Source organism: Bacillus sp. 2205SS5-2, from assembly GCF_037024155.1.
Classification (GTDB): Bacteria; Bacillota; Bacilli; order Bacillales; family Bacillaceae_K; genus Bacillus_CI.
Genome location: NZ_JAYKTS010000010.1, coordinates 85850 through 98519 on the forward strand (window position 1 = coordinate 85850; position 12670 = coordinate 98519).

The window sequence follows — 12670 nt, forward strand, 5'->3', positions numbered from 1 at the left end:
TCTATTTTAAACTAAATGAATTAGAAAATATATGATATAGTAATAGTAAGAATATATAAACTATTTCAGGGGAGGTGGATTTAATGTTTAGGAAATTGTTTAATAAAGAAAGTAGTCAATCTGTGCCAAAGCATTCGATCGATCAAGCTATATCTGAATGGGGAAAAAATAAGCATGATACAATCGACTACAGTGTCCTCTTAAAAAACGACCAATCTATTGATTATACGTTCTTAAAACCCTACCTTAAAACGCTCCCTTCGAATAATATCTATATGAGTCGTCATACGTTTAAATTATATGAAGAAAGTGAAAAGCATCGAATGTATTTATTAGATACAGCTCAAGATGCATTGTTCTTATATTTAAACAAAATGGATACAACGAAAATTCCCACGTTGAAAGGATCCAAGAAACTAAACCAACATTCGTTAATTTTAGCAAAAGTGATTGAGGAACCTTTTCCAGTTGATCTTTATATTCAAGATGCAGTCTTTATAACGGATGAAGAACAAGTTATATAACATCACGAACCTTCTCAGAAAAATGGGAAGGTTTTTCTATATGGATCTTTTCATATATATTGTGCATATTTCATTACCTTTTTTGATTGAATCCTTCACTTCATTGTTGTTTCAAACAAAAATAGACTTAAAAATGTCTTGATACAAAAAAATCATAAGTTAAAGACTGGTACGAATAGCAACAAACTTGCCGAAAACAGCTTTCTTTATTCTTGTAATTTTCTTAACCAGCTCTGATTATTTCCGCTGAAGGATACAATAGAGAACCTGTTCAAAGAAAAGCATAACAACAATGTAATCTCTATATTTTTTCTTCCAACAAAACTAGTGATTAAAAAATTGTATTTTTTGAAATCCATGCTAATTCGACAAAAAAAGTGCGACTCTAGTGAAAATAATGTTTGATTACTCCTAGTATTCAACAAAAATCGGAGAAAACCTATGGTAAATTAATAGAATATTCTAACTTTATAGAGGTGATCTATGCTACCAATTGTCTATCATCTTAGGTGGTCCATTTTACAAAATGTCTCGTGAATTATCTTTCACAAGTATTTACAATTAGATAAAGAACTAAATATTCTGTCATTTGATAGTGGAATAGTGCTGTTGGCGACTATTCAAAAAATGAAAGCGTTATCAAAAAAGGGAGGTTATTTAAATGTCAGATAGTGTAAAAATTGGACTCATTCAAGCTAAACATGAGGTAGAAGGCTGTGAGCCGGTAAATGTACATAAAGAAAAAGCAATTGAAAAACATATTGATTTAGTACGAGATGCAGCTAAAAAAGGTGCACAAATCATTTGCTTGCAAGAAATATTTTATGGACCCTATTTTTGCGCAGAACAGAACCCAAAATGGTATGACTCTGCTGAAGAAATACCGAATGGACCTACCACACAACGATTTCAAGCTCTAGCAAAAGAATTAGAAGTTGTAATCGTTCTTCCAATCTATGAAAGAGAAGGAATAGCAACTTATTATAACACGGCAGCAGTAATAGATGCCGACGGATCATATCTTGGAAAATATCGAAAACAGCATATTCCACATGTTGGTGTCGGAGAAGATGGCTGTGGTTTTTGGGAGAAATACTATTTTAAACCTGGTAATTTAGGTTATCCAGTGTTCGAAACAGCATTTGCCAAAGTTGGTGTTTATATTTGCTACGATCGACATTTTCCCGAAGGTGCTCGTTTACTAGGTTTAAAGGGAGCAGAAGTAGTCTTTAATCCTTCTGCAACAGTTGCAGGATTATCGGAATATTTATGGAAACTTGAACAACCTGCTCATGCAGTGGCGAATGGGTACTATGTGGGTGCAATAAACCGCGTGGGGTATGAGGGACCTTGGAATATGGGAGAATTCTATGGTCAGTCCTATTTAGTAGACCCTAGGGGGAATTTTGTAGCCACAGGTAGTCGTGATCAAGAGGAAGTGATCATTGGTGAAATGAATAAGAAATTAATTCGTGAAGTAAGAGATACATGGCAATTTTATCGAGATAGACGCCCTGAAACGTATGGAGATATGACTGCTTTATTACCGTAAACGTCATGACTTTACATAATTATTGTTATGTAAAGTCATATTTCTATTCAGAAGGTAATGTAGGAAACATTTGCTGTGTAAAAACTAACTTAATGGCAAGTAAAATCTAATGGAACTTACAAAAACAGGGTTAATTTGAATTCTGTATTTGTAAAGTTGAATTGTTAAAATTTGAAGATTTAAAACGAAAATAGTATGAACCAGAAACCCATGTTCAAATGTGTTAAAACTAAATTTACGATTTTGTAAACAGTATAGGGGGGTTGTTTTATGAAAGAGAATAGTTCTTTGCTTGATATTCAACGAAATTTTCAAGAAGTAGAACCAGGGTTGACTAACCAAGAAGCAGTGGAAGAATCGAATCGTTGTTTATACTGTTATGATGCCCCGTGCATAACAGCTTGTCCGACCGGAATTGATATTCCGACGTTTATAAAAAAAATAGCATCAGGAAATCTAAAGGGGTCAGCAAAAACCATTATGACAGCCAATCCGATGGGGGCAAGCTGTGCTCGTGTATGCCCCACTGAGGAATTGTGTGAAGGGGCCTGCGTATTAAATCATTCCACAAAACCCATTATGATTGGTGATCTGCAGAGATACGCAACCGACTGGGCTAGACATAATGACGCAGTCTTATTCGAGAGAAATGAAGATAATGGAAAATCAGTGGCTATTATCGGCGGTGGTCCAGCTGGACTTTCTACAGCTAGAGAATTAGCCCTTCTTGGATATAAAGTCACGATTTATGAAGCCGAGAAACATGCTGGTGGATTGAATACATTTGGGATTGTGTCGTTTCGTTTACCACAAAAAATATCATTTTGGGAAGTTGAACAAGTTCGAAAACTCAATGTAACCATTTTAACTAATACTAAGGTCGGCAAAGATGTGTCAGCAGAGACACTACTAGAAAACTACGATGCGGTCGTATTAGCTGTGGGCATGTCAAGTGTTCCGAACCTTAATATTCCTGGAGAGAAATTAGACGGCGTATATGATGCCATCGAATTTGTAAAAGCAACCAAAGGGGTAGAGCTAACAAATGATTTTATTGGAAAACAGATTGTGGTCATCGGCGCAGGTAATACGGCAATTGATGGAGCCACATGTTCGGTTCGATTAGGCGCAGAAAACGTTAAAATTATCTATCGACGAACCGAAGATGAAATGAGTGCTTATGACTTTGAATATGAATTTGCCAAACAAGATGGTGTGGAATTCCGCTGGTTAACGGCTCCAAAAAGAATTCTAGGCAATGAAGCTGGAGAAGTAGTGGGGATTGAATGCGTGAAAATGAAACTAGGGGAACCAGAGAAGGACGGCCGTCGTCGACCAGTTGCCATCGAAAATTCGGAATTCGTCTTAAAAGTTGATGCGGTGATTAAGGCAATTGGTCAACAGAGGCACTTGAATATTATTGATGAGTTCGGTCTAGAACATTCACATGGAGTCGTGAAAGTCGATTCGCAAACATTTGTAACGTCTAATGAGAAAGTCTTTGCCTGCGGTGACGTTGTTTTTGGAAAAGGAAAAGGCGAGGCGATGGTAGTAACTGCTGCACAACAGGGTAAACAAACGGCTTATCATATACACGCCTCATTAAGGAGCGAAGTGTCTATTTAAGAAGATCGTAGGGAGGAATGGTTTTATGGCAGATTTACGAATGAACTTTGCAGGAATTAATTCACCGAATCCATTTTGGTTGGCATCGGCTCCGCCAACTAATTCAGGGTACCAGGTACAGCGAGCCTTTGAAGCGGGCTGGGGTGGAGCAGTTTGGAAAACATTAGGTGACCCAATCATTAATGTGTCTTCACGATTTGCAGCCGTCAATTTTAACGGACAAAAAGTCGCAGGATTCAACAATATCGAACTGATCACAGATCGTCCGTTAGAAGTAAATTTACAAGAAATCTATGAAACTAAGAAGAAATTTCCTGATCACGTCATTATTGCGTCATTAATGGTCGAGCCAAAACAAGAGAAGTGGCATGAAATCGTTAAAAAAGTTGAGGCGGTTGGAGTGGATGGCCTTGAGTTGAATTTCGGCTGTCCTCATGGAATGGCAGAAAGAGGGATGGGGTCAGCTTCGGGTCAAGTTCCTGAACTTGTAGAGAAGCAAACTCATTGGGCAAAAGAAGTTGCCACTACTCCTGTCATAGTTAAGCTGACTCCCAACATTACTGACATTACCGTTACGGCAGAGGCAGCAGTTCGCGGCGGTGCAGATGCCGTTAGTATGATCAACACCATTAATAGTTTAGCAGGCGTTGACCTCGATTCATGGAATACGGTGCCGCATGTTGCTGGGAAAGGAGCTCATGGAGGGTATTGCGGTCCTGCTGTTAAACCGATTGCCCTTAATATGGTAGGTGAATGCGCACGAAACCCACGAATCAATGTACCGATCTCTGGTATGGGTGGAGTTTCTGATTGGCAATCCGCGGTAGAATTTATGTTGATGGGTGCTACCGGTGTACAAGTATGTACGGCTGCTATGCATCATGGCTTTCGAATTGTAGAAGACATGATTGACGGTTTAAACAATTACTTAGACGAAAAGAAAATTGCCTCTGTACAAGAGATTATTGGAAAGTCGGTACCAAAATATTCGGACTGGGGAAACTTGGATTTAAATTATCAAGTAGTGGCTCGAATTAATAATGATGTATGCATTAACTGCAATAAATGTCATATTGCATGCGAGGATACTTCTCATCAATGCATAGACATGCTAAAAGCAGCAAATGGCGAAAGTATTTTAAAGGTAAGAGAAGAGGATTGTGTAGGATGTAACTTATGTTCGATTGTTTGTCCAGTAGATGGAGCAATCGATATGATTGAAATCCCAAATGTTCATGCGCCGTTGACATGGAATGAAAGACAGGCTGCTTTAGGTGTTACTCCAAATTGTAAAGTAGATGTATTGAAATGATTGAGCTTGGATGATTGTGAAAATGTGATATTGAAAGGAGATGGTAAAATGAAGAAAATTATCAAAAATGGAGTTATTGTGACGGCTACTGACCAATATGAGGCAGACATATTAATAGAGGAAGGGAAAATTGTCAATATAGGACATAATCATACCTCAGAAAATGCAGAAATTGTGGATGCAAAAGGCGCGTATGTTTTTCCAGGGGGCATTGATCCTCATACACATTTAGAGATGCCTTTTGGCGGTACGGTTTCAAAAGATGATTTTGAGACCGGGACTATAGCAGCTGCTTTTGGTGGGACGACGACGGTCATTGATTTTTGCTTAACGAACAAAGGGGAGCCGCTACAAAATGCGATTTCGACTTGGCATAAGAAATCGGAGAATAAAGCGGTCGTTGATTATGGTTTCCATCTGATGATTGGAGAGATGAATGATAAAGTTCTTTCAGAATTAACAGAGGTCATAGAGAAAGAAGGAATCACTTCATTTAAAGTGTTTATGGCATATAAAAATGTATTTCAGGCAGACGATGAAACACTTTTTCAGACTTTAATACAGGCTAAGGAGTTAGGGGCTCTGGTTATGGTTCATGCCGAAAACGGCGATGTTATTGATTATTTAACAAAAAAGGCACTTGCTAATGAACAAACCGATCCGATTTACCATGCCTTGACTCGCCCTCCTGAAGTAGAAGGAGAAGCGACAGGTAGGGCCGCTACATTAACGGGTCTAGCCGACTCTCAGCTCTATGTTGTCCATGTTTCATGTGCCGATGCTGTGGAAAAAATCACACAAGCGAGAGAAAAAGGTTTTGATGTTTGGGGAGAAACCTGTCCTCAATATTTACTGCTGGATGAAAGTTATTTAGAACGACCTAACTTCGAAGGCGCTAAATATGTATGGTCGCCACCTTTACGCCAAAAATGGCATCAAGACGTCCTTTGGAATGCACTGAAATCAGGGCAATTACAAACCCTTGGTTCCGATCAATGTTCTTTTGATTTTAAGGGACAAAAAGATTTAGGGAAGGGCGATTTTACCAAAATTCCAAATGGAGGTCCATTTATCGAGGACCGTGTTTCCGTACTGTATTCAGAAGGGGTTGAAAAAGGAAGAATTACAATAAATCAATTCGTCGACATAATGTCAACGAGAGTCGCGAAGCTATTTGGGTTATTTCCACAAAAAGGGACTATCGCAGTAGGGTCAGACGCCGATCTAGTCATTTTTGACCCTTCTGTTGAACGAACGATTTCAGCAGAAACCCACCATATGGCAGTAGATTATAATGCGTTTGAAGGAATGAAAATAAAAGGTGAACCGGTTTCTGTCTTCTCTAGAGGTGAATACGTGATTAAAGAAAAGAAGTTTGTTGGTCAGGCAGGTCGAGGTCAATATGTAAAACGAGCAAAATACGGAGAGTTAACGAAAGCCAATACTAAGATAGAATCATTATAATCTGCCAAATCATAAGTACATGTTGAATAAATCTATACCAAATGAGCGATTTCAGCTCATTTGGTATATCTAGTAAAGCAGGTTAATCATCTGTTTAGTTATAAAATGAAATTATCTGTCATCATAGCTCTTCTCGAATATACTGTTGCAATACAATCTAAATCTCTAAATAATACTTAATTCTGATAGTTTTCTTCTGAAAGCAGAGAAAAGATCTCCCGAAACCGATCATTTTAACGAAATTGACTTGATGTGAAACGCAATATTCTTTGAGAATTCAGTCTTAAATTATTTTGAAAATACCTACAAACAGTAACTTGCTTCGTTATCTCTAAGATTGAATATGAGAGTGGTTTATATGGAGATTTTTTGCCAAACCGAAATAGGGAGCGTGACCAAATGAAAAAGAGTTACTTAAAATCCCCTGATTTATTGCCGATAGGTAGAGCTGGGAAGAAAATTTCAATTCTAGGATATTCGTTCATGTGGGTAGGGATGGTCGTCGTGTTGGCAACGTTCGCAATCGGAGGAGCTGGTGTATTATCTTTACCCCTGCCACTTGTAATAGCTGCTACTTTAATAGGTTCCATTGCCATTGGGTTATTCATTACTTTAACGGGTGATATTGGAATTGAACATGGATTGTCGTTTCCAGTTTATATGAGGGCACCTTTTGGTACGATTGGAACTCATATCCCCTCAATTGTTCGTGGTCTAGCAGCCTCGATGTGGTTTGGTATTAATACGTTTTTTGGAGCTACAGCTATGAATGGAATTCTTAATATTCTGTTCAATTTCGATAACTGGTTTTTATGTTTTGTTCTCTTTGCAATCGTTCAGCTTATAAATACAGCTCTTGGAATTAAAGCTGTCGAGAGGTTTGCTGATTTAGCTGCACCTATCATTATTTTGATTTCAGTTTGGATGTACAGCACTTTATCAGACTCTGCTGCAGCACAAGGAAGAGAAATTTGGAGTTGGGTTGAAAGCCCCGTTACAGGAGGAGCAGCCTTTACCGCCTTTTTAGTCGTGCTCTTTAGTAATATGGGATTTTGGGCGACGTTGTCGGCTGATATACCTTCTATTTCACGCTTCATGAAAGCGCCCATAAATGAGCGGAACTGGTTTAAACGAAATAAAAGCTCGATTATCGGTAACTTAGTCGCTTTGCCTTTAGCACAAGCCTTCATGGTCTTAATCGGAGGAATCTCCTATATAGCTGTACTTGATGCAAACCCAATCGTAGCACTTCAAGAGGCAGCAAGCGGCTTCATCTTAGGTGTTTTATTACTTATGATTGTTTTAGCACAATGGTCTACTAATATTGCAGCAAATATTGTACCTGCGGCAACGATTTTCTCAAACGTTGGAGGTCCGAGGTTTCCATTTTGGGCAGGAGTTATAGCCGCCGGAATTGCCGGAACAATTGTTCAGCCATGGAATTTATTTGATGTGATCATTCCGGTGCTTCTCTTTGTAGGAGGGATATTGTCTGCGATTGTTGGGATTTTAGTGGCAGATTACTATATTCTTCGAAAGCGTAGAGTCAATGTGCCTGATCTTTATGAAGAACATGGGCAATACAAATATTTGGGTGGTGTAAATTACGCTGGATTTATAGCTTGGATTCTAGGTGCAACCGCTTCATATTTTGTGCCGAATTACTCCTTCCTAGTTGGGTTTTCAATTGGAGCAATAAGTTATTACGTCCTTGCGAAATATTGGTGGTTTAAGAAATACGCTCAGGCAGAAATTGTTGATCCGAGTGATGAAAAATACTTAGGGATTACGGTTGGTCGAGATTGGGAAATTTCACTTGAGCAAGAAGAAGTCATTTTAGACGATGTATCTGGTGGTGCGAATTTCACCTAAGGGAGGGTTCAGTTATGTCAACATACCGAGAATTTATTGTAGAGCGTGAAAGGATTGACTATCTTATAGAGCAAGGATATCAAATCACCCATGTAACGGAAAATTTAAGTGGAGCGTACGTATCGTTTTCAAACGGTACGGAAGAAGAAACGCTCCATTTAAAAACTGCAGACGCTCGTAAATATTTTTCGAACTTCTTACGTAAACATTCTTAATTTAGAGAGGGGGAGAGTATGTGAATTCTAATCAACAAAACAATTTAAGCAGAAACGAAAGAATAGAGATTACAGATTCTGAGGAGTTAGTGGAGATGATCATTGATTTTTTAGATGACCAAATGTTTTCGGATGATGACCGTTTAAATTGGCTAATGAATGAATTTGAACTCTCTGTTCCCCCTGAAAAGAAATAAAAGGTCAAAAGGATTGGTGAAATACACCAATCCTTTTGACCTTTTTAAATTTACAGCAAAAAGGGGTGTGAATGAATGAGAAAGAAATTTCAACTTACGCTGGAGCATGTCCTCTCACGAAAGAATTTTCAATTTGCGACAGTATTGGCTGGAAAACAAGGACTTCAACATTCTGTGAAATGGGTTCATGTCGTTGAAGCTACCAATATTCATAAACTACTAACCGGACATGAATTAATCCTTTCGACTGGTTTAGCTTGGACGAGAGAAGAGACATTTCTTTCAATTATTGATCAACTAATTGAGAATGATGCGGCTGGATTATGTATTGAACTTGGTACGACACTGAATGAGATACCACTTTCCGTTCTAACTAAAGCGGAAAAACATTCCTTTCCATTGATCGTATTTGAAAAGGAAGTTTCCTTTGTGAAGATTACTCAGGATATTCATACGACAATCATAAACCAGCAATATTCAATGATCAGTGATTTGGAAAATTATGCTCAGCTCCTTAATAAAAAACTTTTAACGATTAGTAACTATAAAGAAATTCTCCAATTTTTATATGATTATATAGAGACGCCTATTTTATTTCGATACAAAGAGTTAGACTTCGAGTGCTATCCAGCTGTGCCGAAAGAAAAACAAAATCAATTGATCGCTTCTTTAACGCAGTCTGAAGATTGTTCTTCAAAGGTAAATTTATTTGAAGAGGAATTTGCGGAAATTTTTTTACTTAGAACAACTCCATCACTAAGTGACTTTGAGCATTTACTGCTAGATCGTACAGCAACAGCGTTAGCACAATTTTTTCTAAGAGAACTATTTTTTGAAGAGAAAAAAAGGATGAATGAGGCAAAATGGGTCGAAGGTTGGTTAAGCGGAAATCATAATTCTCGAAGAGTACAAGATTATCTAAAAGACCTTAATATCCATTCACCCATAAATGGAGGAGTCGTTTGCCTGTGTAGTTATGACACTTATGTTGAAAAAGAAAAAATGGATTTAACCTATTTTCAGCTTTTCACACGTTCAGTCTTTGAACAACAAGGTTTTGTAACCATTACGGAAAATTTACAGCATCAGCAGTTGTTTATTCTTCTTGATACGAGAGACCCCGCTACGTGGAAAGAACGAATGAAGAAAGCATTGAACCGTATGAATGAATCACAATTTGTGATGAAAAATTCATCGTCTTCTTTATATTTTTCTGTTGGTAAATATACCAATCATCTATCTAGTATTCATAAAAGCTATGAATCAACACTTCAAACCATCAAACTGAAGCCAATGCTTCCGAGAAATCTAAATTATTCATTTTTTGACGAATTACATCTATATCGAATTATCTCAGAATTGGATAAAAATATGGATTTATCAGAGTTGATACAAGATTATTTAGCACCAATTCTCGAGTATGATAAAACCAATAATGGGAAGTTGCTAGAAACGCTAAAAATCTATCTTAACAGTCATGGATGTAAAAAGGAAACGGCCAAGCAGTTATTTATCGTTCGCCAAACCTTATATCATCGTTTAAACAAAATTGAGAATTTATTGGGAAACGATTTTATGAGACCAAATATACGCTTAACACTGGAACTGATTCTATTAGCATATGATTTTATTAATCAAGAAGAAGATTTTGCGACTCCTACTCAAAGTAATTTTGTTTTATGGGATTGATAAAGGGAATTTGTATAAAAAAGGAATATTTAGGCATCGTTAAATTAATTAGGCTGTTTTCGCAAAGATTCTGGTTTTTCGAATAAGAAGGAATCCTTTGACTTGTATGACTTCGTGCTCTTTTCCTATTGAAAGATTCTTCATTTCTAGATAACAAGGAAGAAATCAATCGAAAAAACCCTACTGCCTGTTTTTTCTTTGTGTCAAGAGCAACAAAGTATAAGAAAAGAGCCTAATTCAAAAATGAACCAATTAATACAGACAAAATAATAAGGGGAGTAGGGTTGCGAAAAAATTGAAACCCTATTTTCATCTCGGAGTGTCTGGGATAAATTATTTGGGTTTTGTCTATTTCGTTTCTAGTGAATTGGTAAATTGGAGAAACATCGAGTTCTACAGAGGTTTTCTTCAACTAAATACGAAGAGATCATCTGAAATCAAGGAATATCAAAGTTGATAGATAGGTAAGTAAAACCCTAAAATTGAAGAGAAAACCTTTACGAAAACTGTTTTGGTAAAAGTAGGAGCGATAGCTTTTTACATTTTGTCTAATGAAAGCGCTTAATAATGTCTTCATAATGGAGATATGGATCTACATAACCAAAAGGAGGAAAAAGAATGACAGTCATTAAAAGCGAAACAAAAGCGTTAAAAAATTATATTAATGGTGTTTGGGTTGAAGCCAAATCGACAGAAACGATGGAAGTAATAAATCCTGCAACAAACGAAGTATTAGCTTCTGTACCTATTTCCTCAAAGGAAGACGTAGATCAAGCAGTTCAGGCAGCTAGACAAGCTTTCAATACATGGAAAAAAATCCCTGTACCAAAACGAGCACGAATCTTATTTGCTTATCATTCATTGCTCATGAAAAATCATGAAGAATTGGCAAAGCTAGTCGTACAAGAAAACGGAAAAGCATATAAAGAGGCTTACGGAGAGGTACAAAGAGGGATTGAATGTGTAGAATTTGCATCAGGAGCTCCAACATTAATGATGGGAGAAAGTCTGTCTGGAATTGCTGAAGACATTGATTCAGAAATGTTCCGCTATCCTCTTGGAGTTGTAGGAGGTATTACTCCATTTAACTTTCCAATGATGGTTCCATTATGGATGTTTCCATTAGCCATTGCGTGCGGAAATACTTTTGTTTTAAAGCCGTCAGAAAAAACGCCAATCCTAGCCAACCGTTTGGTCGAACTTTTTACTGAGGCCGGCGCACCTCATGGGGTGCTGAATATAGTTCATGGTGCACATGATGTGGTGAACGGATTATTAGAGCACAAAGAAATTGCAGCGATTTCTTTTGTTGGTTCTCAGCCAGTAGCAAAATATGTATATCAAACTGCAGCTAAATATGGTAAGCGAGTGCAAGCGTTATCTGGTGCGAAAAACCACCACATCGTTATGCCTGATGCGGACATGGACAAAGCAGCTTCTCATATTATTAGTTCAGCATATGGTAGTGCGGGTCAACGGTGTATGGCATGTAGTGCGGTGGTTGTTGTAGGTGAAAATGATACCTTCGTAGAGAAATTAAAGAAAAAAGCAGATGAACTTAGTATCGGAAATGGGATGGATGAAGAAGTTCTTTTAACCCCTGTGATTAGAAAAGAGCATCGTGATAAAGTATTAGGTTACATTAAAACAGGACTAAAGGAAGGAGCTAATCTCATTCGCGATGGTCGAAAAGAAATGGATGAAATGAAGGAAGGAAACTTTATAGGTCCAACAATTTTTGATTTTGTCACTCCAGAAATGACGATAGCGAAGGATGAATTATTCGCCCCTGTTTTAAGCTTGCTTCGGGCACGTAATCTAGATGAATCGCTCGAATATCTGCGCCAATCAAGGTTTGGAAATGGTGCGACGATTTATACGAAGGATGCCAAGGCTATTAGACAATTCCGCGAAGAAGCCGATGCAGGTATGCTTGGTATTAATGTTGGTGTGCCGGCTACAATGGCTTTCTTTCCTTTCTCGGGATGGAAGGATTCCTTTTATGGCGATATGCATGTTAATGGGAAGGATGGAGTCAATTTTTATACACGTAAAAAAATGATTACTTCTCGATTTGACTATTAAAGCTATTTTGGACATTAAGACGGCTATTTGAATCAGAGATAGAACTAGTAAATAAGCAATTTTTATGTTCTTTACACCTATCCAAATTATGCATTCTTCTGATTTTCCCCTCATGTGATCAGGGAAAAATTGTA

General features: G+C 37.6%; 10 protein-coding genes. All 10 read left to right on the top strand.

What is annotated here, in order from left to right; genetic code table 11:
* The first annotated feature begins 83 nt into the window (after positions 1–83).
* The 10 genes from U8D43_RS09005 (at position 84) to U8D43_RS09050 (ending at position 12536) form a co-directional block, all read left to right on the top strand.
* Positions 84–524, top strand: a complete 441-nt coding sequence (locus tag U8D43_RS09005; RefSeq protein ID WP_335870857.1) for a DUF3939 domain-containing protein — start codon at positions 84–86, stop codon at positions 522–524.
* Between the two features lie 661 nt (positions 525–1185).
* Positions 1186–2076: a nitrilase-related carbon-nitrogen hydrolase gene (locus U8D43_RS09010; RefSeq protein WP_335870858.1), complete on the top strand. Its 891-nt coding sequence runs from the start codon at positions 1186–1188 to the stop codon at positions 2074–2076.
* 270 nt (positions 2077–2346) lie between these two features.
* Positions 2347–3702: an NAD(P)-dependent oxidoreductase gene (locus tag U8D43_RS09015; RefSeq protein ID WP_335870859.1), complete on the top strand. Its 1356-nt coding sequence runs from the start codon at positions 2347–2349 to the stop codon at positions 3700–3702.
* Between the two features lie 25 nt (positions 3703–3727).
* Positions 3728–5014 (top strand): NAD-dependent dihydropyrimidine dehydrogenase subunit PreA, encoded by a 1287-nt coding sequence (gene preA / locus U8D43_RS09020; RefSeq protein ID WP_335870860.1) that lies wholly within the window; start codon positions 3728–3730, stop codon positions 5012–5014.
* Between the two features lie 48 nt (positions 5015–5062).
* Complete coding sequence (gene hydA, locus U8D43_RS09025; protein ID WP_335870861.1) at positions 5063–6478, top strand: dihydropyrimidinase; 1416 nt, start codon at positions 5063–5065, stop codon at positions 6476–6478.
* A gap of 399 nt (positions 6479–6877) precedes the next feature.
* Positions 6878–8350 carry an NCS1 family transporter gene (locus U8D43_RS09030; protein WP_335870862.1) on the top strand — a complete coding sequence of 491 codons (1473 nt, stop codon included), beginning with the start codon at positions 6878–6880 and terminating at the stop codon, positions 8348–8350.
* A 14-nt stretch (positions 8351–8364) separates the two neighbouring features.
* A complete protein-coding gene (locus U8D43_RS09035; protein WP_335870863.1) occupies positions 8365–8565 on the top strand; it encodes a hypothetical protein in 201 nt (66 codons plus the stop codon).
* Between the two features lie 20 nt (positions 8566–8585).
* The gene (locus U8D43_RS09040; protein WP_335870864.1) at positions 8586–8762 is read left to right on the top strand and encodes a hypothetical protein; all 177 of its coding nucleotides are present in this window, start codon (positions 8586–8588) and stop codon (positions 8760–8762) included.
* A gap of 75 nt (positions 8763–8837) precedes the next feature.
* On the top strand, positions 8838–10451 hold the full coding sequence (locus U8D43_RS09045) for a PucR family transcriptional regulator (RefSeq protein WP_335870865.1): 1614 nt from the start codon (positions 8838–8840) through the stop codon (positions 10449–10451).
* Positions 10452–11069: 618 nt separating this feature from the next.
* Complete coding sequence (locus tag U8D43_RS09050) at positions 11070–12536, top strand: CoA-acylating methylmalonate-semialdehyde dehydrogenase (protein WP_335870866.1); 1467 nt, start codon at positions 11070–11072, stop codon at positions 12534–12536.
* Positions 12537–12670: the final 134 nt, after the last annotated feature.

Coding starts and splice junctions, on each gene's coding strand:
- U8D43_RS09015 (WP_335870859.1), top strand. CDS start 2,347: ATGAAAGAGAATAGTTCTTTGCTTGATATTCAACGAAATTTTCAAGAA.
- U8D43_RS09010 (WP_335870858.1), top strand. CDS start 1,186: ATGTCAGATAGTGTAAAAATTGGACTCATTCAAGCTAAACATGAGGTA.
- hydA (WP_335870861.1), top strand. CDS start 5,063: ATGAAGAAAATTATCAAAAATGGAGTTATTGTGACGGCTACTGACCAA.
- U8D43_RS09035 (WP_335870863.1), top strand. CDS start 8,365: ATGTCAACATACCGAGAATTTATTGTAGAGCGTGAAAGGATTGACTAT.
- U8D43_RS09005 (WP_335870857.1), top strand. CDS start 84: ATGTTTAGGAAATTGTTTAATAAAGAAAGTAGTCAATCTGTGCCAAAG.
- preA (WP_335870860.1), top strand. CDS start 3,728: ATGGCAGATTTACGAATGAACTTTGCAGGAATTAATTCACCGAATCCA.
- U8D43_RS09045 (WP_335870865.1), top strand. CDS start 8,838: ATGAGAAAGAAATTTCAACTTACGCTGGAGCATGTCCTCTCACGAAAG.
- U8D43_RS09030 (WP_335870862.1), top strand. CDS start 6,878: ATGAAAAAGAGTTACTTAAAATCCCCTGATTTATTGCCGATAGGTAGA.
- U8D43_RS09050 (WP_335870866.1), top strand. CDS start 11,070: ATGACAGTCATTAAAAGCGAAACAAAAGCGTTAAAAAATTATATTAAT.